At 26.2% G+C, this 25798-nt stretch carries 26 protein-coding genes; 5 read left to right on the top strand and 21 right to left on the bottom strand.

The genetic code is table 11. The annotated features are described in order from the left end of the window. Positions 1-5: 5 nt before the first annotated feature. Positions 6-1394, bottom strand: a complete 1389-nt coding sequence (locus AC07E4_RS09050; RefSeq protein WP_040327290.1) for an MATE family efflux transporter — start codon at positions 1392-1394, stop codon at positions 6-8. Continuing rightward, complete coding sequence (locus AC07E4_RS09045) at positions 1391-1855, bottom strand: MarR family winged helix-turn-helix transcriptional regulator (protein ID WP_051540110.1); 465 nt, start codon at positions 1853-1855, stop codon at positions 1391-1393. Before AC07E4_RS09045 ends, AC07E4_RS09050 begins: the two co-directional genes overlap by 4 nt. Before the next feature lie 208 nt (positions 1856-2063). Between AC07E4_RS09045 and AC07E4_RS09040 the strand changes: the two genes are divergently transcribed. Further along, positions 2064-2915, top strand: a complete 852-nt coding sequence (locus AC07E4_RS09040) for a hypothetical protein (protein ID WP_478216191.1) — start codon at positions 2064-2066, stop codon at positions 2913-2915. A gap of 89 nt (positions 2916-3004) precedes the next feature. Further along, on the top strand, positions 3005-3160 hold the full coding sequence (locus AC07E4_RS09035) for a hypothetical protein (protein WP_187372128.1): 156 nt from the start codon (positions 3005-3007) through the stop codon (positions 3158-3160). A gap of 302 nt (positions 3161-3462) precedes the next feature. On the opposite strand, the gene AC07E4_RS09030 is transcribed toward AC07E4_RS09035, so the two are convergent. From AC07E4_RS09030 to AC07E4_RS09000, 7 genes are all read right to left on the bottom strand, one after another. Beyond that, the gene (locus AC07E4_RS09030) at positions 3463-4836 is read right to left on the bottom strand and encodes a Na+/H+ antiporter NhaC family protein (protein WP_051540107.1); all 1374 of its coding nucleotides are present in this window, start codon (positions 4834-4836) and stop codon (positions 3463-3465) included. 84 nt (positions 4837-4920) lie between these two features. Next, positions 4921-5988 (bottom strand): methylcobamide--CoM methyltransferase, encoded by a 1068-nt coding sequence (locus AC07E4_RS09025; RefSeq protein WP_040327289.1) that lies wholly within the window; start codon positions 5986-5988, stop codon positions 4921-4923. 236 nt (positions 5989-6224) lie between these two features. Continuing rightward, positions 6225-6734 carry a GNAT family N-acetyltransferase gene (locus tag AC07E4_RS09020; protein WP_478216190.1) on the bottom strand — a complete coding sequence of 170 codons (510 nt, stop codon included), beginning with the start codon at positions 6732-6734 and terminating at the stop codon, positions 6225-6227. 38 nt (positions 6735-6772) lie between these two features. After that, positions 6773-7318, bottom strand: coding sequence for a spore protease YyaC (gene yyaC, locus AC07E4_RS09015; protein ID WP_478216189.1), 546 nt, complete (start codon positions 7316-7318; stop codon positions 6773-6775). Between the two features lie 228 nt (positions 7319-7546). Beyond that, complete coding sequence (locus tag AC07E4_RS09010; RefSeq protein ID WP_040327288.1) at positions 7547-7804, bottom strand: hypothetical protein; 258 nt, start codon at positions 7802-7804, stop codon at positions 7547-7549. A 9-nt stretch (positions 7805-7813) separates the two neighbouring features. Then, positions 7814-8599 carry a class I SAM-dependent methyltransferase gene (locus tag AC07E4_RS09005; RefSeq protein ID WP_040327287.1) on the bottom strand — a complete coding sequence of 262 codons (786 nt, stop codon included), beginning with the start codon at positions 8597-8599 and terminating at the stop codon, positions 7814-7816. Between the two features lie 348 nt (positions 8600-8947). After that, positions 8948-9796, bottom strand: a complete 849-nt coding sequence (locus AC07E4_RS09000) for a Nif3-like dinuclear metal center hexameric protein (protein WP_478216188.1) — start codon at positions 9794-9796, stop codon at positions 8948-8950. A 535-nt stretch (positions 9797-10331) separates the two neighbouring features. Here AC07E4_RS09000 and AC07E4_RS08995 point away from each other — a divergent pair. Continuing rightward, positions 10332-10859 carry a GNAT family N-acetyltransferase gene (locus tag AC07E4_RS08995; protein ID WP_478216187.1) on the top strand — a complete coding sequence of 176 codons (528 nt, stop codon included), beginning with the start codon at positions 10332-10334 and terminating at the stop codon, positions 10857-10859. A gap of 530 nt (positions 10860-11389) precedes the next feature. Here AC07E4_RS08995 and AC07E4_RS08990 read toward each other — a convergent pair. The 4 genes from AC07E4_RS08990 to AC07E4_RS08975 form a co-directional block, all read right to left on the bottom strand. Then, entirely contained in the window at positions 11390-11632 is a 243-nt protein-coding gene (locus tag AC07E4_RS08990) for a hypothetical protein (RefSeq protein WP_478216186.1), read from the bottom strand. 113 nt (positions 11633-11745) lie between these two features. Then, positions 11746-12144 (bottom strand): DUF3888 domain-containing protein, encoded by a 399-nt coding sequence (locus tag AC07E4_RS08985; RefSeq protein ID WP_478216185.1) that lies wholly within the window; start codon positions 12142-12144, stop codon positions 11746-11748. A gap of 110 nt (positions 12145-12254) precedes the next feature. After that, positions 12255-13691 (bottom strand): PH domain-containing protein, encoded by a 1437-nt coding sequence (locus tag AC07E4_RS08980; protein ID WP_478216184.1) that lies wholly within the window; start codon positions 13689-13691, stop codon positions 12255-12257. After that, positions 13675-14178: a PH domain-containing protein gene (locus tag AC07E4_RS08975; protein ID WP_478216183.1), complete on the bottom strand. Its 504-nt coding sequence runs from the start codon at positions 14176-14178 to the stop codon at positions 13675-13677. Before AC07E4_RS08975 ends, AC07E4_RS08980 begins: the two co-directional genes overlap by 17 nt. A gap of 173 nt (positions 14179-14351) precedes the next feature. On the opposite strand from AC07E4_RS08975, the gene AC07E4_RS08970 reads away from it, so the two are divergent. Both AC07E4_RS08970 and AC07E4_RS08965 read left to right on the top strand, forming a co-directional pair. After that, complete coding sequence (locus AC07E4_RS08970; RefSeq protein WP_478216182.1) at positions 14352-14984, top strand: hypothetical protein; 633 nt, start codon at positions 14352-14354, stop codon at positions 14982-14984. 170 nt (positions 14985-15154) lie between these two features. Next, positions 15155-15922 (top strand): SDR family NAD(P)-dependent oxidoreductase, encoded by a 768-nt coding sequence (locus AC07E4_RS08965; protein ID WP_478216181.1) that lies wholly within the window; start codon positions 15155-15157, stop codon positions 15920-15922. 195 nt (positions 15923-16117) lie between these two features. Here the strand turns inward: AC07E4_RS08965 and AC07E4_RS08960 are convergent, their stop codons facing one another. From AC07E4_RS08960 to AC07E4_RS08925, 8 genes are all read right to left on the bottom strand, one after another. Beyond that, the gene (locus tag AC07E4_RS08960) at positions 16118-16768 is read right to left on the bottom strand and encodes an ABC transporter ATP-binding protein (RefSeq protein WP_478216180.1); all 651 of its coding nucleotides are present in this window, start codon (positions 16766-16768) and stop codon (positions 16118-16120) included. A gap of 4 nt (positions 16769-16772) precedes the next feature. After that, entirely contained in the window at positions 16773-17843 is a 1071-nt protein-coding gene (locus AC07E4_RS08955; RefSeq protein ID WP_478216179.1) for a hypothetical protein, read from the bottom strand. Between the two features lie 18 nt (positions 17844-17861). Next, entirely contained in the window at positions 17862-18986 is a 1125-nt protein-coding gene (locus AC07E4_RS08950) for a hypothetical protein (RefSeq protein ID WP_478216178.1), read from the bottom strand. Between the two features lie 351 nt (positions 18987-19337). Further along, positions 19338-20018: a nitrite/sulfite reductase domain-containing protein gene (locus AC07E4_RS08945; RefSeq protein WP_040327280.1), complete on the bottom strand. Its 681-nt coding sequence runs from the start codon at positions 20016-20018 to the stop codon at positions 19338-19340. Positions 20019-20233: 215 nt separating this feature from the next. Further along, positions 20234-21079: a DegV family protein gene (locus AC07E4_RS08940; RefSeq protein WP_478216177.1), complete on the bottom strand. Its 846-nt coding sequence runs from the start codon at positions 21077-21079 to the stop codon at positions 20234-20236. A 318-nt stretch (positions 21080-21397) separates the two neighbouring features. Beyond that, positions 21398-23299 carry a magnesium chelatase subunit D family protein gene (locus tag AC07E4_RS08935; protein WP_478216176.1) on the bottom strand — a complete coding sequence of 634 codons (1902 nt, stop codon included), beginning with the start codon at positions 23297-23299 and terminating at the stop codon, positions 21398-21400. Further along, the gene (locus AC07E4_RS08930; protein ID WP_478216175.1) at positions 23300-24331 is read right to left on the bottom strand and encodes a magnesium chelatase ATPase subunit I; all 1032 of its coding nucleotides are present in this window, start codon (positions 24329-24331) and stop codon (positions 23300-23302) included. 16 nt (positions 24332-24347) lie between these two features. Next, entirely contained in the window at positions 24348-25316 is a 969-nt protein-coding gene (locus AC07E4_RS08925; protein ID WP_478216174.1) for a TIM barrel protein, read from the bottom strand. Between the last annotated feature and the right edge of the window lie 482 nt (positions 25317-25798).

Genomic DNA, 25798 nt, shown 5'->3' with positions numbered 1-25798 from the left:
ATAAATTATTTTGTTTCTAATGCAATTTTACCTTCTTCAATTTCATTACCATTTTCATCTTTTAAAGATCTAATTGTTTTTATAAATATTACCGCAGTTATAAGTGCTGATAATCCATCTGCTACTGCTCCAGATAACCATACTCCTGTAAGTCCTTTAAATCTTGGTAATATTAACATACATGGTATTAATATTATAACTTGTCTTAATAAACTTAAGAACATAGATATTTTCGCTTTACCAATTGATTGAAAAAAGTTAGAACTAACTACTTGGAATCCTATAACTGGCAACATCATAAGGAATATTCTTATTCCATGTACACCCATTTCAACAAGTTCTGGGTCGCTATTAAACATTGATATTAACATTTTTGGTGCAAGTTCAACTGCTAAAAATCCAATTGTAACAATAGTTGTTGCTGCTAAAACAGCATATTTAACTGCCATCTTAGCTCTTTTATACTTTTTAGCACCATAGTTAAATCCTATTATAGGTTGTGAGCCTTGATTTATTCCAAATACAGGCATCATAAATATCATTGAAATACTTGAAATTATAGCCATAGCACCAATTGCATTATCTCCACCGTATGTTTTTAATGAATTGTTAGCTATTAATTGAACAATACTTTGTGCAATTTGCATACTAAATGGACTCATTCCAATGGCAAATATACTTAATACAACTTCTTTTCTTAATATCATATATTTTTTCTTAATTTTAAGTACGCTCTTACCCTTTGTAAAGTAATATAATATCCATATAGTTGAAACAATTTGAGATATAACTGTTGCTATAGCTCCACCTCTAACTCCCATATCTAATGCAAATATAAATATAGGGTCTAAAACTATATTTGTTATAGCTCCTATAAGCATAGAACCCATTGCAACTTTTGGGCTACCATCACTTCTTATTGAGTGATTAAGACCAAAGCTTAACATGTTAAATATAGTTCCCATAAAGATTATTTGTACATAATCTTTTGCATAAACAAATGTATCTTTACTAGCTCCAAATATATTTAATAAAGGATCAATAAACACAAGTCCTATAATTGATATTAAAATACTTATTATTAGTAATAATGTAAATGCATTTCCTAAATGATTTTCTGCACTTTCTCTTTCGTTTTGTCCAAGCTTTATTGATATTTTTGCTGAAGTTCCTATACCAACAAGCATACCAAATGCTAATATTATTGTCATAATTGGTAGTGTAATTCCTACACCTGTAAGTGCTAAGTTTCCAACCTTAGGTATATGTCCTATATACATTCTGTCAATTATGTTATACAGAGTATTTACAACCATTCCTATAATTGCTGGAACTGAAAATTCTAAAAGCAATTTAGATACTTTTTCTTCACCTAATCTTTTTTGATGATTCATTCTTCAAACTCTCCCTTCATAAACCAATCACTTAAAACTATTTTCTTTAATACTTTTAAAGTAATATCTGACTCTTCTTTTGTTATTGTTTTACTTATAAGTTCTTTCCAATCATTTAAAACATGAAAAAACTCATTTTCTATATCATGAGCTTTTTTCGTTAATCTTAAATTATATGAACGTTTATCATCTTCTTTCCTAGTCCTTATAACATATCCTTCTTCTTCAAGTTTCTTAATAGCTCTTGCTGTAGTTCCTTTATCAACTCTAACTTCATCAGTCAGCTGTTCTTGAGTTATATTGTCATTTCTATATAAAAATAGTAGAAATAAATATTGTCCTGCTCCAATATTAAACTTAGCAAATTTTTTAGAATAGAACATAATTTGAGTTCTATATATTTCTGCTACATATCTACCTATAGAGTCACAATCAGTTATTTCTATATCATTTATATTCATAAAATTCACCTTCTAAATATTTATAATATAGTTGCGCCAACAACTATATTATCACTAATTAGTTGTCATTGCAACTAATTTAAGAATAAAATTTTATCTTATAAAAAAATTGTCTTATTTTAATTCTTGACATAATTATGTAATCCAATTTATTCTATATTAATAGGATGAACCTATACTTATTTTATATAGAAAAGAGGTGTTATAAATGAGCATTCCTATTTGGAAATATGCTTTATCTATGCTTACATACTTTGTAGTATTGCTATGCATAACAGAATTACTGAGGAAGAAATACAAACTTGCAAATATTGTTTGGATTTGTTCTTTGTTAACATTCCCACTTTGGTTAATGGGTGGTGTTAGTGGTTGGTTCCGTTGGGCAAAAATATTAAGTGTTATATTACCTACAATTGTAGTTGGTTTTTGCAGAATTGCTAACTTTGAAGAAAGAAAAGGTTCATTTTGGGAGTTCTTTCAAAAAGGTTGGATTCTTTGGTTCGTTTATGGAATACTATTTTTAAATATACTAGAAGCAACATTAAAAGATGTAAGTTTAGGAAACTATGCTAATGCAGCTTGTGGTTTTTTACTATGTGCAACTATCCCTTTTGCACCTAAGTTTTGGGAGTATTCAAAAACTGGTGAAGGTGATTTAATATGTTACACAACTGTAGGCTGGAATTTCTTATATACTACTTGGAATTTATGTTTTGTATATGGTGAAAGTCCTAATTACTTTGCTAGTACAATCTGTATTTTAATGGCTGCAGAACTATATCCTATTTTCAAGAAGAAACCTGAATTGTATATTATGTCACGAGTTTACACTTTAGCAACTCATATGATTTTACGTTCTTGTTTTGGAACAATGTTCTTAAAAGTAATGGATGCATCAACATGGTATAATGCAAGTTTTGCAAAATACTGGGGCATTCTAAACTTTATACTAATTATACCTTATTTATTTTGGTATATGTGGCAACTTCACACTGGAAAAGCGGAAATATCATTTAAACGAGGAAAAACAAATAATAATGTAACTACATTAAATACTTAATATAACTTTTGTATAGTAAAAGCCTTTTGTAGCATACTAAGTTTATAAATTAAATATTTATTTAAAACTTTAAGAAAGGACTTTTAAATATGAAAGATAAAAATCAAAAAGAATACACTAAAGAAAATTACTTAAAAAACGGTAATAAAACTCAACATCAATATGCTAATAGTAGTTTTAATACCACAATTGAAGAACCTGGAACAAACGAAAGCGGAATTATTGCTAAAAAGAAAGGTTTTTAGGTATAAAAAACAAGTTAAATATTAATATTTAACTTGTTTTTTTACTTTACATAAATTTAAACTTCTTTATAAAAAACTATATTATTAGTATATGGTTCAAATTTTAAATAACACATTTATCAAATAAAAACTGTTTCTTCATCAATAACCAGAAATTATTTACATAAGTATTTCTTTAAAAATTGATTTAGAAAATTTTTATGAATACCGTTTTAAATAATTACTGATTCCTTTAATAACTTTGTTTTCATTTGATATATTAATAATTTCATTTTTCAAATTGAAACCCTATAAAAATAATTTTAAGCATCTAACTCATTAGATATTCCACTTGAATTTTCATTAAAATTCCAAGGATGTTTTTTTATATATCCATTTCCTAAAGGAGTCATTATTGATAAAACTGCAAATACTATTAATACAAATGAATACCACATATATGGAACTATTTGAACTGGACTTACCATTCCATTTGAAAAACTTCCAGCTATAAGCAGTTGTGCTCCATATGGTATAAGTCCTTGCATTATACAAGAAAATGCATCTAGTAATGACGCTGTTTTTCTTGGATCTATATTATGTTCTTTTGATAATTTCTTTGAAAGTTCTCCACTTACAATAATAGATACAGTATTGTTTGCTGTTGCTGCATCAGTAAGTGCTACTAGTGCACTAATTCCTATTTGAGCAGATTTTTCACCTTTTATTCTCTTGTTTATTTTATATAATAAATAGTCAAGTCCGCCACCTTTAGATACCATGTTTGCAAGTCCACCAGTTAATAAAGATAACACAAATATATCAAACATACCTGTGAATCCTGCATATATTTCTTTAACAAAACCTAAAAATGAAAAACTTCCATAGAACATTCCAATAGCTCCTGAAAGAATAATTCCTCCAGTTAAAACAGCAAATACATTTTTCCCTGCTAATGCCATAATCAAAACAAACATATATGGAACTATTTTTATTAAGTTAAATGCATGACTTTCAATTTGTGGTGTAGTTACTGGTTTACCAAATATGAATAAAAATATTATTGTAACTATTGCTGCCGGTAATACAAATCCTAAGTTAACCCTAAACTTATCTTTCATTGATACACCTTGAGTTCTTGTTGCTGCTATAGTTGTATCTGATATAATAGATAGATTATCTCCAAGCATTGCTCCACCAACCAATGCTCCTAATGCTAATGGCATATTCAGCCCAGCCTTTTCAACAAGTTCAACAGCTATAGGTGCTACAGCAACAATAGTTCCTACAGATGTTCCTGTTGAAATAGCTATAAAAGCTCCTATTATAAATATACCAACTATTATAAATTGTGCTGGTATTAAAGTTAATCCTAAATTTACTGTAGCATCAACACCACCCATAGCTTTTGAAACTGCTGAGAATCCTCCTGCTAATAAATATATGATACACATAATAATTATATTGTCATCTCCACAACCTTTTATAAATGTATCAAACTTACTATCTAAATTTCCTTTTATAAGTATAAATGCAACTATTATTCCTATGATTGCTGCTATTGGTGCTGGAAATTGATAAAATGCCATTTCCTCACCTTTTATAGAAAGTATAATCCCCGATGATAAATATACTAAAACAAATACAACAAATGGTATAAGTGCTAATCCATTCCCCTTTTTTTCATTATTTTTCATTTTATTTTCCCCCTTGTGTAATTAATGACATTCATTAATTACAGTAGCTCATCCTTTTTAAATCCCTATTTTCCTTTAAGTCATTTACTCATTTAGTAAATTTATATCTATAGGATATTTTCCATACTTTTTAGCCGCATCCATAAACATTTCAATATTTTCAATTGGTGTATGCATTGGAATTTGACAGCCTGTACTTAAAACATATCCTTTTTTAGAATCATGACCTTTTCTAATACATGTTTTAACTGCTTCAAAAATTTCTTCCTTAGTACCTGAGTGTACCGCATCTACAGGTGGAACATTTCCTGTTATAACTACTCTATCCCCTATCATATTTTTAGCTTCTTCTAAATCTTCTACATTATCTATACTAAAGTTTGAAACTCCTGCATTAACAACATCTTCCCAAATTTCTTTACTTTTACCACAAATATGTATTCCTGGTGCACTGCCTGTTGTTTCTTTTATTTTATCAATATTCTTTTTTAATGCTGGTAATGAAAATTCTCTAAATTGCTTTGCACTTATTAAACTAGTAGATGATACTGGATCTGCAAATCCTATAGATAAACCAAGTTTAGCTACCTCTTCAATGTATTTATTATTGCACTCTGCAATTATATCCATTAAAGTGTGAACTTTTTTAGGATATTTAATCATCCATTTTAATAAATTTTCTGTTCCTACTACAGATGCTGCCACACTAAAAGGACCTGACATTGCTGCACTAACATCAACTTCATCTATAAGTGCATCTCTTGTTAGAGTCAATGCTTTAAGTAAAGTAGGTAAATTTCCATCTTTTAATGGATTAATTATTTTAAGTGATTCTATTTCATCTACAGATTTAATAGCTGGTTCTATTAAGTAAGAAATTCCATATTCAGGATACCCAACTTTTGCACCCATTGCTTCTGCAACACCTCTAAGACTTGTAGATATTCCTACTCCATCATGACGTAATCTTTTAAACAATGCTATTTCTAAATCGGCCATAAGCTCTGCTGAGTGATAATAATCACTTGCTTTAACTCCAGTAAATGGTGTCATTGTAACTCCCATATCTGGAACGCATATAACTCTATCAATTTCCTGTCCTTTAGAGAATGCTATCATTCTTTCCTTTGGTGTCATTTCTTCTCTAATCAATTTTAAAACCCCTTTCTTAAAAAATATTTATTTTAATATTTTTTACTCTACATCCTTTATATGTTAGCACCCTCCTATAACACTTTCTATAATTATAAATATTTCTAATAGATAAGAATTTCTTATAATTTTTTATAATATTATAAAAAGCAATAAAACCATAACTGATTTTATTGCTTTAATATGAAAAAATTGTATTTTTATTTCAACATAACAAATAATTTAATAGTCTAATTTTATAATTTGTCTAATCGCCACCAAAAACACTCCTCATCTTCCTTATACAAAGTCATACCTAATTTCTTTAATAAATTTTGAGATGGAATATTACTTTTTACCGTATCTGCAATTACACTTTTAACATCATTATTTAAAAATATCCATTCTATGATACATTTTAAAACTTCTTCCATGTACCCTTGTCTTCTATATTCTTTTCTTATAACGTATCCAATTAACACTTCACCATTTTCATCTGGATATCCTTTTATCATCAAATGTCCAATATATTTATTTTCATATTTAGATATTATAATCCATGTTGTGTACCACATATATTCTTCATTATTTTTAACTACATTTTTTAGCCTTATTAAAAAAACATTTCTATCTTTATCTTCTATATTCTTTTCAGAACAACTTAATCCTATATTTTTCTCAAACTTCTTAAAATCATTTATACACAATCTTAAATGTTCTTCATTTAAAGCTAAAATATCCAATCTTTTTGTATTAAGTTTCAACATTTTTATACCTCTTAATTTTTCTCATATAAAATTACTATTTACATTAACATTTCTAATTTCTCTATAATTTTATATATCTCTTCTACTCCTCTATTTATATATTTTATGTCTACATTATTTAATTGAAAAAATGGGTTATACCCTTCTTCGTTAACTATATATAATATTGATATATCCCCAATAGAAGGCAAACTACTTCTTAGTCCTTTTCTAGGTGAAATAGCTTTATTTCTAACATATACTTTTCCAATATCACATTCATCATCACAGAGACATGCATCTATAACTATTACAAAAGCATTTTCATGATGTTTATCTATATAATCAATTTTTTCTCTAAAGTTTTTTGCATGAATAGGATCATCTAAAGTTCCATAAAATTTAATACTCATATTATGTTCTTCCATATAGCTTCCAAGCATTGGAGCAAAACTATCTCCAACACATTTATCAGTACCTACATTAATTATTATTAATTCATCTTTTGCACTTAATTTATAATGCTCTAAAATAAAATTAACTACATCACTAATATTTATTTCATCTAATTTGAAACTTAACTCTTTATATAAAAGTTTCTCCATTCATCAATTACCCTTTCTAATATTAATTTAAGCTTTTATAAAAAATTCCTATAATAGTATTTTAAATTAATTTTAAGAAAATTCAAATTATTTTTTATATTTTATTTGATTTTTCACATAAAGTTTAAAATATATTACTTACAATTTTTAAAACAACTTCTCTTATCTTAAATTAAAATTTCTATATAAAAAAATAAGCTAATATAAAAAATTAGCTTATTTTTTTGCTTAACCTACACTTTTGTATAAATACATTGTATATAAACCAACAAATATAACAAATATTGAACTCATTAAAAACAAAATAGCATCCATTTTCTTTTCATTTTTAAAAGAATTATATGCATAAATTATATTTAATACACCTAGCATTAATAATGAAATTGACATACCTATTTTAGAGTCAATGACTTTAAATAAACATAATACCGCATTAGCTATAAGAGCTATGACTAAAATAATTATTACTACTTTTAACCTCTTCATTTTTGCACCCTATAATTCATTTTTATGTGCAACTAATGTAAATTCACCCGGTATGTTTTTATGTTCATCAAATCTAGGTCCTTCAATAAGTTTTTCAATAACAAATCCAGCCTCTGCAAATGATGTTATTATTTCTCCCATGGTCCAGTATCTTAATAAGCACTTAGGGAATTGCTCTTCACAATTAATTTCCATTAGTTTTTCATAAGCTACTTCTGCCTCATGTAAATCATTTTCAAAGTAATCACCTACTACATCTAAGCTATCAGCATTATTTACAAAGATATCTCTGTCTTTAAATATCTTTCTTATAGGATGAAAATCATTTAAAATTAACTTTCCTCCTACCTTTAACATATCATACACTTTTCTTGAAAAATCATTTAATTCTGAAAAATAATGCAGTATTCCACCTTCCATATATGCAATATCAAAGCTATTTTTAATATTCTTTATATCAACTTCTAAAAAATCAGACACTATATATGTTAAATCTACCTTTGCATTTTTTGAAACTTCCATTGCATAATTTCTATTTTCACTTGATATATCTATAACTGTAACATCTGCTCCAAGTACTGCAAGTGGTACTGCTTTCTTACCACAAGAACCAAGTATATTAACAATCTTCTTATCTTTAACATCTCCTAAAAATTCAATGTGTCTTCTTAAATATTTATTAGGATCATTAACCATATCAATAGCAACCTTATCTGGGTTTCCTAAATCTTTTATCCAATGCTCATTTGCCCTATAATTCCATGCTCTTTTATTAATATCACTTTGTTTTTTCATAAACTTCTCCCCTTTATATACTCACTCCACATTACAGTATAATTTCAATTATATCACAATTATAATTTTTATTGTAAAAGGATATAATGTTCCAAGTACAAATTTAAAGTAATATCTGTATAAAATGATAGGACTAAAATCACATATTAATTCTATTTTAATGTTGGGAACCAATTAAGAAGTAAGAGTGAAAAGTTATGGTAGTTATTACTCACTTTGTTCCTAATATCTAAGATGGAAATACTTAAAAGCTACGTTTTTATGTGATGCTTAAATAACAAATTTATCAATTGAAAAATTTTTTTCTTTCATTAAATTATTATATTTATTTTATAAAATTTTTATAACTTACATATCCTCATATACTGGTTCTCCTTCAATAAAACAAGATGGAATTCCAAGGTTTTGAAAATATATACACATCTTTTGACATGCAAATTTTTCTGTAGAATAATGTGTTCCTCCCAAAATATTAATATGATTTTTTTCTTCAAACTCATGAACTTCTGAATATTTTTTGTTATTTATAGAAACACCTGTGATAAGAATATTTACATTATTTTCAATCATTTCTTTAGCAGTTTCTATGCTATTTCCCCCACCTGCTATAATTGCTACTCTTTCATCTTTTATATGGTTGTTTCCATACAAATAAAGTTTTGTATCATGACCTAAAACCTTGGAAAACTTATTATGCAGTTCTTCCATGGTTTTACATGCTGTTTTACCAATTACACCACTTAAGGCTCCACAATAGTTTTTAAATGGTTTTTCAATTTCTATATCCAAAATATCAGCTAAAGTTTTACTTGTTGAATATTCACCAAAATTATCTAATGGCACATGTAAATTATATATCGATATCTTATTTTCTTTAAATTTTTCTATTAGTTCTTTATCCATTTGATAAAATGACTTTTCTCCTCTAATATCCCAAATAGAAGGATGATGTAAAAACAACATTGAGTTTTTAACACCATCATCAATTATACTCTTTAAAACTTCTTTAGTAGGGAAAACAGCACAATACACCTTTTCAATTTCATTTGTGAAATCACAAACTAACCCCATACTTCTTTCCTTAAAATTTTTAGAAAGATAACAATCTAATTTTGTCATAAAAATTGCCCAAGTATCATTCATCTCATTTGTTATAAAGTCCTTTTCTAATTTATAATACAAATCAATAGCCCTCATAAAAACCCCCCTAATCCTATAAGTATTATATACTTATAATTTTAAGTTGATTATATCTCTTACAATTATTCCTTGCAAATATATAGGAATACAAGTCTAAACTTTAAGTTATTCATGTTTTAGTTGAGAAATATATATTTAAACTATTGTAGAAAAATTAATAATTAACGATAAACATTTTTTTGAAATCAATATATCCAAGTGACGTTTGGCAAAAATGAATTCTCGCCTACAAAGGTGAAAATAGCATTTAAGAATAGACACACTTTTTTTCCTTTCGTAGTCTAGGTTTTAACCTTAGTGATCTTTAATTTTAATAGAAATACTTAGAAACTTAGCTTTAATATTCACTTTCAATTCTCAATTTTTCATTTTCCATTAAATTAATTAGAATTTTCACTTGAAACATGAATAAACTCATCTTTAACTATATATCTATATTAAAAATGAGATGACATTCATTACTTTAATTTACTTTATTTCTAGTTTATTGTATAATAATATAAATTTTATGCTTTTACTTTGGAGGTAGCATATGAATATTATTATTGAATTAGGAAAAGAATCTGATATAAATGAATTAGAAAATCTTTATAATGATTTAAATGATTATTTGGCAAGTGGAATAAATTATCCCGGATGGAAAAAAGGTATATATCCTATAAGAGAAGATGCAGCTAATGGAATTAAAAATAGAAATCTTTATATAGCAAAGTATAATGGTAAAATTATTGGTTCTATTATTTTAAGTAATACGCCTGAAGAAGCATATCATAATGCTACTTGGAACTTCAAATCTGACTATTCAAAAATTTTAGTTATATATACTTTTGTTGTTCATCCAAAGTTTATGAAATGTGGTGTAGGTAAAAGATTAATTGATTTCGCTACTGAATATGCTATTAATTTAAATATAAAATCTATTAGATTAGATGTTTATGAAGGTAATACACCAGCCATTAAGCTTTATGAAAAATGTGGTTTTAAGTATATTGACACTGTAGACTTAGGACTTAAGCATTATGGATTAGAATTTTTTAAACTATATGAAAAATTAATATAAAATAATATAAATAAAAAAATATTAGAACCACATAAAATTTAAGGCTCTAATATTTTCTTTATGCGAAATAAGTTGTTTTAACTATTTTTCTAGTATTCACTATTATGATATCAAAATTTGATATTACTTACTTATTTTAATATTTAGAACCAATTAATAACTAAAAAATAAGAATGAAAAGTTTCTTTACTAACATTATTCATATTTCAGTTGAGAAAGAGCAATTTAAAGTGTTATACAAAAATGAACAATTAACAATGAAGAATAAAACTGAAAGCTCAATTTTTTTAATAGATTTTTAAAATAATTTGTACAACAAATTAATTAAAGATTATATAAAAACTTAGTTTTTATAGATTTCTATTCAAAAATATTAGTAACGAAGTGAGTAATATTAACCATCATTGTTAACTGCTAATTGTTAATTGGTTCCAAGCATTATAATAAAATAAGCTGTGAGATTATTATTGTCATTTGAGAAAGCTATTATTTTGAATTTAAAATTGGAACCCTATATAATCTAATAAAATCTAACCTATAAATATTACAATTGCAACTACTACAATAAATAAAGAAGTTGCACTGTATATTACAGTATCCATTTTCTTTTGATTTTGAAAAGAATTATATGCATAAATTATATTTGATATACCTATCATTAAAAGTGAAATTGGCATTCCTATGTTAGAATCAATAACTTTAAATAAACATAATAAAGATATAACTATTATAGCTATACCTAAAACAATTATTGCTGATTTGAACTTTTTCATAACTCCCCCCACTTATCTACTTTTTTGTATATTGTTATAATTTATATTATATCATACCTACTACTTTTTATTTTTAAAATATATAAATTATAATTATTATATATAAATCTCTATTATAAATACTTATCTTGAAATTTAACTAATTTAGTTCCATAAGGACTAGTTTTAAATGTCATTCTAACTAATCCATCTGGTGGATTATGGGCACCTGTATATGTATCTACTTCTATAATTATATAAAACTCAAATTTTTCACTAGGCCTTTTTATACTAATTACATTTGCATCAAATAAATCAAAGTTTCTTTCTGTACCAAAATACTTTTCAATTGAACTTTGAATATATGGGGATAACATACTCATTAAAGCTTCATGACATAATTTTTGTGACTGCTCATTATTATTATCTTTATAATTTATTAATTCCTCAGCATTAACATTTAAAGTAGAAATATTTAAAAACAAATATACAGTAATAATTATTAAATATACAATTTCTTCAAATCTTTTCAATATATCACCTCGCTTTTATATCTAAACTTTTTGCTTTAAAAAGAGTTTAAATCTCTATAAAATTAAAAAGTATTAGAACCTTAAATTATTTTGATTCTAATACTTTATGTTTATACTCTTAAGTTTTCTTCCATTTCTTTTATAAGTTCACACTCTAAATGTTTTACCTCAACTACTTCCCCAAAGTAATTTGTGCATACATCAACTTTGTAATTGCAAACATTTCTAAATCGTTGTAATGGATTTTGTTTTGTCCCAATTGATTGAACTGTTTTTTGTTTTATTAAATGAGTTGTTTTTACTACTGCTCCACTGCTCATTACTATAACATCCCTATTTAATCCTATTGATGTATTTTTATAATTTCTATATCCCAATAAAATTTGACTTAAAATGCACATACCTATAAGAATTAACTTTAAAGGAATTGTTGGTATAAAATATACTGCTGGACTTATTAAAATTAAAGAAATTATATTTCTCTTAACTATAAATTTAAATATTGATCTTTTAGGAGGATTGTTGAAATGTCCCTCAAAATTAAACTCAGGTAATAATGTATTTATTATATGATTTTTTAATTTTTCATTAGCAACTGGAAATATTATTGCTTTTTTATCATCTTCATCACCATATCCAATAACTATCCCCTCCATATTATACAGTCCTAAAAATTGTCCTAAAAAATTTTGTTTAAGTTTTAACGCCTGTATTTTTTCTATAGGTAATGAATATTTCTTTTTAGTAATTAATCCATACTCTATATTTAATTTATTAGAGCTTTCATAAAGGCTAAAATTATAGTATTTTATAATCTCTATTAATATTGATACTACACTTACAATGATATACAAAAATAAAATCACTAATATAACACTTATAACTATAAATGCTATAGAAGTAGAATTTTTTGCAATATCTCCTATTCCATTTACAAAACTTTCTGCTTTATTATCTATTGAATTTAAAAAGTCTTCACTTAAAAATTCATTTATTTGAGAAAGTATAGCAAATAGTCCTACAAGCCATCCTAGTTTATTTTTCGTAATACCATATATAGCTAAATCCTTCATGCTAGCTTTTATATAGTATTCTTTTAAAGATTTATCTTCTTTAATCTCTTCACTACTTTTATAACTTTTTAAAAGTTCTTCTCTAAATTTCTTAGCAAAATCCATTTTTACTGTAATTTTTACTTCTGTTTGTCCATCTCCTACTGCTCCACTATCAACTTTTAAATTACAAACATCAAAAATGCGATTTATTAAGTTTTGTTCCATATCTACTGTACTTATTTTATCTAAAGGAATTTCTTGTTTTTTTCTTGATAAAATTCCTTGCTTATAAACTAACATTTCATCGCTAATATAAAATTTTATATTATACCATTTAATTATAGAATATATTAAAATTATTACGCATGCTAAAACTATATAATACCATTTAACTTTAAAGAATAAAATTATTAATAAAAATAACCATTCTTTTAAACTACTTACTGCTTCATAACCTATAAAGATCCAATGATTTTTATTCTCTACATTCATTATCATTTTCCACCTTTATTTTTATCTTGCTTTTTAAATACTCACAAATTTCTTCAGCTTTTTGAATTTCTATATTAGGTATTCTATGACTTCCTCCAGCTGTTACAATTTCTACATCAGCAAGTTTAAACATCCTATTTATAGGACCTTGATTTATCTTTATATGTTGTACTCTTATTATAGGTATTACAGTTCTTTTAATAGAAAATATACCTTCTGAGAAATCAATCTTATCATCAGTTATAGCATATTTCCATTGCTTATATTCTATAATTGGATATAATAATGTGTTTAAAAGTAATAGTCCTAAAATAATTGCTATTGTAAGATTTATAACAAAACTATATTTAGTTATCCAACCTAAATCAAAATAATCTCTTAAAAACCACTTACCTCCAATTAAAACTCCCGAAAATATAATTGTTGTTATAAGCCTTGCTATAAACCATGACTTTTTTGAGTTAGCATTAAGCTTATTATAATCCATATAATCCCATCCTTTATTCTATTATTTTTTTATATAATATCATATAAAGAAAATACACATCATATACTTTATAAATATTTTATAAATGCATATATGTTTTCACTAAGTATAAGGTATAATATATAAGAAGTTAAATTCAAATCTTAAAGTATATTTATAGGAGATTTTTTAAAATGAGTAAAAAGAAAAGTTTGTTACGCATACCATTAATAATATTATCAGTAATTCTTGTTTTATTATTAGCAGTTATTAGTATTTATTACATTTGGTTTAAACCTAAAGTTGAAGTTAAACCTATTGATTCTGAAATAACCATAAACAAAGGTGATATGATAAAAAAATTCATTCCTAATGATTTAAACTTTAGTAATAAAAAAATTACTGCTACTGCTACTGCTTCATTTAGTGAAGAAGAACTTACTGACTTATCAATAGAGATATTTAAAAATATAGATGAATTAAAACCTTATTTGACTGGTTCTAAAATATATTTAAATGACAACTCATTAGATTTATATTTGCATCTACAATATAAGAATATTCCTTTAGAAGGTAAACTTAAATTTACTTATTCAGTAAGTGATGGCAATGCTATTTTCCATTACGAGGAAGGTAAAGTAGGTTTCTTTAATATTCCAAGAGACATACTATTTTCACGTTTAACTGAAACTTCATCTGTTAAAATAAATAGTGAAAATGGAGATGTTATATTAACACTTGATGATTTAAATGTTGTTGATATAACAAATATAACTATCGAAGATAACCTTCTTAAAATAAGCTTTGAAGGTAGTATAAAATTTTAAAATAAAAGAAGCTGTTACATTTATAGATTTTATTATTTATAAATGTAACAGCTTCTTTTATTTTAAAAAGTAATTTATTTTTATCTTGTTATTTTTATTGACATAATGAATATATATATGAAATATACTGTTAATATCCAATTTTTAAAGTATTTATAGGGGGAATTTTTATGAGTAAATTATTTGATTTAACTTCTAAAGTTGCAGTAATAGTTGGTGCTTCAAGTGGTATAGGTGTACAAGTTGCTAAAGGCCTTGCAAACGAAGGCGCTAATGTAGCTATACTTGCTAGAAGATATGACAAGTTAAAAGATGTAGCTAAAGAAATTGAAACTCTTGGTGTTAAGGCACTTCCTGTTAAATGTGATGTTACAAGTGAAGAAGAAGTAAAAAATGCTGTTAATAGCATAATAAAAGAATATGGAAAAATAGATATATTATTTAATAATGCTGGTGTAGCCTCAATGGCTGATGTTGACAGTTTAGATGAAAATGAATGGAATAGAGTTATGGATACAAATGTTAAAGGTATATTTCTAATGACTAAATATGTTGTACCTTATATGAAAAATAATCATTACGGAAAAATTATAAACACATCTTCAGTTATGAGTTCTGTTGCTGCTAAAGCTGCTCCACTTCATGCATATGAAGCATCTAAAAGTGCGGTATTAGGTCTTACAAGAGGAATGGCTTCTTCTTGGGCTCAATATGGAATTACTGTGAATGCCATTTGTCCTGGCCTTTTCAAAACAGAAATGACAGAACATACTTTATTTGAAGAATCATTTCTAATGAGATATAACGCAGTATGTCCAGCATCAAGACCTGGAAAAGAAGGCGAACTAAATGGCGCTGTAATATACTTTGCTTCAGATGCATCTAATTACACTACTGGCCAAGCATTATTTGTAGATGGTGGTTGGACATCAGTTTAATTAAAACAATAAATTGTCAAGCTAAGTGTTGCACTTAACTTGGCAATTCATAATCTATTTTCTTTCTTATATAGAAAACTAATAGCTATTAGGTTTAATTTCTATAAATACACAAGTTTTTATACATATATAAATTTACTTTCAATTGTAATATTTTACTTAGTCTTCGTTAATCTTGACAAGAGAATATTTATATCAACAATCTAAAATATTAATTATTCTATCAGCTTCATTTGCTAAATCTTTGCTATGAGTAACCATCATTATGGTCTTTCCATACTGTTTGCTTAAATCTTTAATTAGACTAAATGCTATTTCAGCAGCTACAGAATCTAAAGATCCAGTTGGTTCATCTACAAGAATGATATCACCTGGTTTAAGTATTGTTCTTGCTAGTGCCACTCTTTGTTGTTCACCACCTGAGAGTGTATTAACCTTTTCATTTTTTAATTCATCTAAATGAACTTTTTTTAATATTTCATCTATTTTTGTATCCTTTTCTTTATTAGTGATTTTCAAAAAATTCATTGCTAAAAAAAGGTTCTGATAAATTGTCATATCATTAATTAACGCAAATGATTGAAATAAATAGTTAATTGTATTACGTCTTAACATTGTAGCTTTGTTGCTTTCTATTTTAGGAATTTCTTTTCCTTTTAGCCTAATTTGACCCTCATCTCTTGATTCTAAAAGACCTATCATATTTAGGAGAGTTGATTTTCCACAACCACTTGGACCAACAAGCGCAACAAATTCCCCTTCTTCAACAGACAAATTTAAATTTTGAAATATATATCTTTTTCCAAATTTTTTTGTAACATTTAATACTTCTATTGCTTTTGCCATAACTCTACTCTCCTTTAAACGCCATACGTATGTTTTCAATTTCACATTTAGTCATATACCTTGAAAAAATGAGTATTTGAATAACTGCCAAGATAAGCATTAACAGTAATCCAAACTTAGAACCTATAATAAACATAATGATAAGCTCAATGCATATAACAGAAATAAGCATAATAATTGGCATTCTATATAAATTAATAAATCCATATCCTAAAAATTTCTTAACATTAATTTTTTCCTGATTTGCAATTCTAAAAACTGCTGCAAGCGCAATTAGTATTCCTAGCAGAACAAGAGTTAATATTAAAAATACAATTCCAAACCATGCAACTGTAGCTATTAAATCTTTTTGTAATCCATCAATGTAATTTTTTACATTTGTAAATTCAATATTATTATCATTTAATTTATATTTTTCAAGTACATCCTTATCCAGATGTTTTTCTGCTGCTGTTTTATTTGCAAATTTTATATAACCATTAAAGGCATTTGCTCTAAGACTCTCTGATTCAAAATAGGTCATATTTTCTGGTGTACATATATAAATAACTGGATTATTACATGTGTTTTTATATGTTGCCTTAGTATTCCATGTAAACATGTTATCTTTAGAAGTATATTCTATAATTTTTACATTTTTCTCCTTATTAAATACAGTACTTATTCTGCCTTCTCCTTTTGTTGATGATTCTGTAAGCCAGTTTTTCAACTTAACTTTTTCATTTTCTGAATATGATTTTGGTATAAGGTACACTCTTATTCCTGATTTTGCCTCGTTTATGATATTACTATCAATATTTAAACCCATAGCCTCTATATAATTTGGCGAATATAAAAAATACCAAAATGGGGTTTCTGGAATATTATCATATACCTTATTTTCTTTCCATACCTTTAATACTTCATTATCAAAATACGTTGTGTTTATTAGATATACTCCATCTTCTTCATACATTCCTTTGTACCAATCATACAAATTTTGATCAAACTCTTTTGAATTTCCACTAAATGAACTTTGATCATTTCCCATAGAGACATTTTTTAAAACCTGAAACTCTGATACACTATCCCACATTTTTGAAAGCCTTGCATTTTATGATATTATTTTTATAGGGGCATCCACATAAGTCCCACAAAACACTATTCCCACGCTTACTCCAATATATGCTATCAATCCAAAAATATATAATATATTTTTTGGTATTCTGCCCTTAATTGCATTCAATGGATTAATTGATATTTGAATTATAGCAGAAATTGCAATTTCTAATATTACTAAGATGACGTTTATAACTGCAAATAATATAAAATAACTAATAAATAAACCTGTTATTTTGCCCCAACCAGAAAGCAGAATTCCTATCACGATTTGAAGTGGAATATTTAAAATTGCATAACTAACAAATATTCCTAAGGTTTTATTACAATATGTGGCTCTTGACCATCCTAAAAGTGCTAATTTACCACTTTTACTTATGTTTCGTATAGTTATAATCATAAAATAAACAGCATTTAAAAATACTTGAGCAAAAATAAATACAAGTATTATTGTTTTTTGAAAATTATTATCTATAACAGAACCACCCATACTATTGAGAAGATTATCAGCGGACACATTACATGCTAAAGCTAATCCCTGTATAAAATCATTTTTATTACTATCATTTAATCCAAGCACAATGTAATTTCCGTTAATAGTACCACTTTCTTCTATTAAGTAGTCTAATTTTTTGAAAACAGTTTTTTCTCCAAACCTAAATGAAGGAATTTCACCAACACTATAAACACTACCTTTATCTATTCCAAGAGTACTTTCATCCTTTTTTGATAAAAGGAGCTTATTAAGTATATCTTTATCAATAATTTTTTTACCATAAACCTCAAATGAAACTTCATTATTTTCAACATTACCATTTATGCCAAAAGTATAACCAGAAAATATACATTCATCATTTAATCTTGAATCTTTTCTAGCTACAAAGAGATTTTTTTCAAGTGCTTCATTATGTAGGAATTTTTTAATATTATCTTTAGAATCCTCGGAAATATCTTTAAGATAAACATTAAGTGCATAATCTGTTTTTAAATATTTATTCCATTTATTTTGATAACTACTATTCATCATAAAAATAGCAAGTAAAGCAATTAAAATGCCTTGCACTACTATTAATATAGCTCCAATATAGCGAGTAGTACCAACAAAAGATACTTTTTTCATTATCGCCACCCCCAAATAAACTATAGCTTTATCTTTCTTTAAAATTAATCATAATATTTAGAATTGTTTACACATTTAAATAACTTAAACATCACAATTTAAATTTGCCAATATAAGGATTATAATAAAGCATTGCTAAAATTATAGTCTTAAAATATAAAAACTATTTTAAATAAGTTTCTCTACATAAATTATACACTATTTTTTATATTGCAAATATACTTATTTTTCTATATTTATGTATAATTTACTAATATTATATATAATGTCAGTAATAAAATCTACAATATTCAACTTTTTTCATAAAAAATAGATATACCTAAAGAAAGGCATATCTATTTTTTATATTATTTAAGCATTAAGAAAATTTTCAAGATCTAATTTGTTTTTAAGTTCATCTAATCCTACTCTATCTATATAATCTCCTAATCTTTCTTTTCCTTCTGCGTTTTCATCATACACAGCAATTATGTTTTCAATTAATTTAGTTACTTTTTCTTCTTCTACATTAATGCAAAGTTTATCACCAAGTCTTGGTTTTACTCCACCTTTTCCACCAACATAAACTGTCCAACCTTTAGGACCTCCAATAAGGCCTATATCTCTTGTGTGGCTATCAGCACAACTATTAGGACATCCACTTATACCCATTTTAAGTTTGTTAGGTAGATTTCTTCCATGATAAGCACCATCTAATTTTGTACCCATTCCTACTGAATCTTGCATACCTCTTTTACAGAAAGTAGTACCTGGACAAATCTTAACACTTCTTACACAAAGACCTATTGCAGCACCTGGCTTCATACCTAAATCTTCCCATACGCTGTCTATATCTTCTTCTTTTAATCCAACAATAGCTATACGTTGCGCACCTGTAACTTTTATAGCTTGAGCATTGTATTTATCTGCCACATCAGCAATAGTTCTAAGTTGATCTGAAGTAATAAGACCACCTGTTAAATGTGGAGCAATTGCATAAGTTTCCTTATCTCTTTGAAGTACTGCACCTTTTTCTAATAAATCTTTCATAATATATAATTCCTCCTTAAAACGCTTTCGTATAATACTAATTATTAACTAATAATTAGTATTATACTATATATGTATATAATTTACAACAATTTATTAATAAAATAATATTCACTTCTTACATAAGTATTTCCATTACAGCATAACTTTATTTATAAAACTACAAAAAGAAACCAATTAATGATATTATCACTAATTGGTTTTTAAATTATTTTTTATTAATTTTCTTCTAAAATGCATATTCCTAAAGCACCAGGACCAGTATGTACTCCCATAGCTGCTCCTATTGTTTCTAAAGAAATATCTGTTATGTTAGGATGATTTTTAATATCATTATAAAAAGCAGTTGCTTCTTCTAATGCATCCCCACTTAGCACCCATACTCTGCATTTAGATGATTCTAAATATGTCATTAAAATCTCTTTAAGTTTTGATATTGATTGTTTTCTTCCTCTTGTTTTACAATATGTATAAAGTATACCTTCTTCGTCTGAAGATACTATAGGTTTTAAATGTAGTATATTTCCTATTTTTCCCGCAACTCTACCTATTCTTCCGCCTTTTATTAAATAATCTAAAGTATCAAAAGTTATAAACCCATGAACTTTATTTTGAATTAATGGAAGGCTTGTCATTATCTCTTCAACACTATGTCCTTTTTCTATCATTTTTGCAGCTTCTAATACAATAGCACCTTGAGGATATCCTAGTGTTTTAGTATCAAAAAACTCAAATTTAAATTCTTCATGATGTTCACATAATAGCCTTAAACTATTAAGTGTTCCTGATAGTTTACTTGATACTGTAGCTACAATTATATGTGTATATCCTTCAATTTTAAGCTCTTCTAAAACTTTATTACAGTAATCTACATCAGGTAATGAAGTTGTTGGCAATTCTTCTTTTAAAGATGCATACATTTCTTCTGATGTTATATTAACCTTGTCCAAATATTCTCTATTTTTATAAATTATTCTTATTGGTAGTAACTTAATATTGTACCTTTCTAAAGTTTTATTATCTAGATCACAACTACTATCCGTTAATAATGCTATTTTTTGCAACCGCAACTCCTCCTTAGAGTAATGTATATTAAATCAAGCTTTAAACTTCATAGATTTTTAAACCATTTAATTGTAAGGCTTGTATAATTTATTTTTTCAAATTTATATGTATAAATTTTTTATACATAGTGTTTAAACTATACCATAATATTTTACGTAAAACAATATTTTTTATACGACTTAATTTTATTTTATTAAATTTAAGTATGAATATTTGTAATATTGTTTTATTTTACTTTCAAATATTCTTATAATTCTACTTTATTCTTATGTTTTAAACAAAAATACTTTCCAAATATGAAAAGTATTTTCTCCAATTTATTCTATATTTCTTATTGTTTTTGCAATTTCATCTGCCTTTAAATCTTCAAGTTTATAGTAATCTGCATTCATTTCAGTTGCAAGTTCTTTAGCAAGTCCTAGCTTTATAAAATCTTCTTCTGTATCTATAACTATAGTTTGTATTTTTTCTTCACTTATAGTTTTTCCTATTTTTAAAGCTTCTTCAAATGGATCACATTTGTTTATAGCTTGATTAGTTCTACCGTCTGATAATATTACCATGACTTGAATCATGTCTTTATCTTTCTTTTTATAATTTTTTAATACTTCATATGCCTTAGATAATCCTAATGAAAGTGGTGTCTTACCTCCAGTTGGCAAATATTCTAAATTTTTCTTTGCAAGTTCTACACTTCTTGTAACATCTAACAATAATTCTGCTTTTCCTTTTCTAAATGCAATCATACCTACCTTATCTCTCTTTTCATAAGCATCAGTAAGAAGTGACACTATTGTACCTTTTACGGCTTCCATTCTCTTTTTTGCTCCCATTGAACCACTTGCATCAACAACAAACATTATAGTGCTTCCTGTTCTTCTTTCTCTGACCTTTTCTCTAAAATCGCTTTTCTTTATATCTATGGCAACACTTTTCTTTTCATCTTTGTTTTGATGAATACAAGCAGCTCTTAAAGTAGCATCAAATGCTAAATCTTTAACTTTTTCTTTTGGAAAATCATATTTTACATATCGTCCTTGAATTAATGTTGTTCTTGTTTTACTTCTCTTTCCAGTACCTTTTCTTTTCCTTTTTTCCATAGGTTTTATATCTAGTTTTTTTACTTTAAATATATTACCTATATCATCTAATTTATCACTACTAGAACCTTCATTATTGCTTTCTTGTTTATTTTCTATATCTAAATCTTCTTCTAATTCATTATTATTAGTATCATTTTCATTATTTCTAGACTCATCTTCTGAATTTAAATTGTCCTCATTATTTTGTTCATTTGAGCTATTATTATCATCATCCTTTTCCTCTTTGTTTTCTTCTTTATTTTCATCATCTTCTTTTTCATTTGGAAGATTTCTCATTCTATGAAGTAAAGCAAAGCGTGAAGCTTCTTTTATATCATCTAGTGTCACATTTTTTCTAGAATCTAATGCTGCAATTGCCTTTGCTGTTTCAATGATTACAATTTCTCCTCTATGACCTTCACAATTAGCTTTATCACAAATTTCTGCTGCAAGTTTCATTGCTTCTTCAGAAACTTTAACAAGATTTAATATTTTTTTAGCTTTTTTTATACTATCTAAAATACTATTATTTTCACATTTATATTTTTCTATATATTTTATAGGATTACTTTCATATTCTAATCTTCTCTTTATTATTTTTTTTCTTTCATAAATATTTTTATTACTATGTATATCTAAATATAAACCAAATTTATCTAATAGTTGACTTCTAAGCTCTCCTTCTTCAGGGTTCATTGTTCCAACTAATATAAAATTACATTCATGTGAAAAAGATATTCCCTCTCTTTCCACTTTATTAACTTTTGACGATGATATTTGCAGTATTGAATTTACTATGTTATCACTTAAAAGATTCACTTCATCTATATAAAGTATATTTTTATGAGCTTTTTTAAAAATACCTTCTTCAAAAGTTCTTTTTCCTTCTAATATGGCATCTTCTATATTTATACTTCCTATAAGTCTATCTTCTGTAATATTTAAAGGTACATCTACAATTTCTACATCATCTATAATTGCACCTAAACTTCTAACTAAAGTAGATTTTGCAGTACCTTTTTCACCACAAAGTAAAACTCCTCCAATTTGAGGATTTATTATATTTAATACAAGAGCTTTTTTAGCATCATCTTGTCCTATAACCGCAGCAAAAGGATATATACTTTTAGTAATCATTTAAAATTTTTCCTCAATTATTTCTTTAACTTTTGAAATATCAAAACTCTTTTCTTCAAAAGGTTTTTTTCTCATTCTATGAGGAAGTACAAATTCTGCTGCTTCTAACATATCTTCTTTAATTACTTTAGTTCTACCATTAAATGCTGCTATAGTCATAGCTGTTTTTATCATGCTAATATCAGATCTGTGTCCATCTACATCCATTTCAATACTTATAATTGCTGCGATTTCTAAAATATCATCATCATATTTAACTTCTTTTAAAATACTTTGTGCTTTTTCAATTTTTTCTCTTAACTTTTCTTGACTATCTTCAAATTTTTCTTGAAAACTTTTTTTATCTTTTTCATATTCAATTCTTCTTTTTATAACTTCTACTCTTTTTTTAGTATCTCTTTCTCCCATAACATCAACAACCATTGGAAATCTATCTAAAAGCTGAGGTCTTAAATCACCTTCTTCTGGATTCATAGTTCCAACTAATATAAATTTTGATGGATGTGAAAAAGAAACACCTTCTCTTTCTATTGTGTTAACTCCCATAGCTGCTGAATCTAAAAGTACATCTACAATATGATCATCAAGTAAATTTATTTCATCAACATAAAGTATATTTCTATTTGCTTCTCCTAGTATTCCAGGTTCAAATTTCTTTTTACCATTCTTTATTGCATATTCAATATCTAAAGTTCCAACAACTCTGTCTTCTGTGGCACTTACAGGAAGATCCACAACCTTCATATTCTCAGTAACTAACTCTATCTCTTCATTTTCCTCAAATTTTCTTTTACATTCATTACACATACTACTTTTATCATCAATACTGCATCTAAAAGCACAACCCTTAATCTCACTTCTTAATGGTAATAAATCAGCTATACCTCTAACAGCTGTAGACTTTGCTGTTCCCTTCTCACCTCTAATTAAAACTCCTCCTAAAGTTGGATTTATAACATTAAGTATCAATGCCTTTTTCATAGACTCCTGACCAACTATTGCTGTAAACGGATACATATTCTTTCTTTCCATACAATTCTCACTCTTTCTATAATAAAACTTTATTTTGAACTTCTACATATTCATTTAATTGATTTAATGAAGTAGTTATAAATTCATAAGTTAAATACTTTGGATTCACACTTTCAACTATTTTTTTAGCAGTATAACTTCTAAAAGGTTTATGTTCATCTATATTTATTACATGACCATGAATATTTTTCTTCATTTCTTCTAATGTAAATTTAGATTTATCATTTCTTTGTTTTCTTATTTGTGCCCTAACATAATCTCCACTTAATGAATAATTAAAATGAATTCCTTTTATAAAGGATTTAACATCTTTTAAATCTTCTAAAACCTTTAATATATATTCTATAGCTTCATTTTCTGAACTTATATTAACATTTGTGTTAATTAAATGACCTGTATCTAGCATTATCCCTTTATTCTCATAATTTATCTTTTCAATAAAATTCCTAGTTTCTACTCTATTTAAAAGTGTTAATCCTGGCCACCACAAATTTTCAAATAGAATTTCTATTTTAGTATCTAATCCCTTTAACACTTCATTTATAAATTCTACAGATGCTTTTAAAACTTCTTCATTAGAAGTTTTAAATTTGTAATTATAAGTTTCTTCTAGTTCTACATGTGATATATGAAAAACCACATATTTTGCTTCAATTCTATCTGCCATTTTTATTTCATTTCTAAACTTTTCAATTAAAACCTGCTTGTCCAAACTTCCATAATAAATTCTAATCTCTTCATCATTTTTAAATTGTCTTTTTAAAGCTTCTTCATCTTCATTCCAAAAATCAACCCATATAGGATAATAAGATAAATGAACACCCTTTATTAATCTTTTAGGTATTATATCTTCATCCAATGCACCAACTCCTAATAATTCAACACCATCTAATGAATTTTGATTTAAAAACTTCTCTATCTCTTTATAATCACCTTTAAACCTCTCCACATCATACCTATAAGTTGACATATTAATAAGCATCATACTCTCAACCCCCTTCAAATTTAAAATAACATCTTTATCAAGTAATATTATTAAGCTTACACTTTATTCTATTATCATGGTTAAAACCAATTAAGAATTAAGAGTGAAAAGTGAAAAGTTATGGTAGATATTACTCACTTAGTTCCTAATATTTTTGAATAGAAATCCATAGAAACTAAGTTTTTATATTGCATTTAAATAATTTACTTTGCAAATCTAATAAAAAATCGTTTTTTAAAATTGGATCTCCAATTTTTACATTCACTTTCAACTTTCAATTTTCCATTTTCAATTAAATTAATTAGAATTCCCAAATGAAACAAAAATAATTGTACTTTTGAACTTGTTTCGCTATATAGGGTTCTAAGTTCAAATTGAAAAACTTTTTTTAATCAAGGAACAGGAATTATTTAAATAAGTATTTCTTTAAAAATTGATTTAGAAAATCTTATTAATTTGTCTTTTATTTTCAAGACCTGAAC

This window comes from Clostridium amazonense (assembly GCF_056431285.1).
Note: the sequence above shows the minus strand (reverse complement) of the source record. Positions and strands in the feature narration are given on the sequence as shown.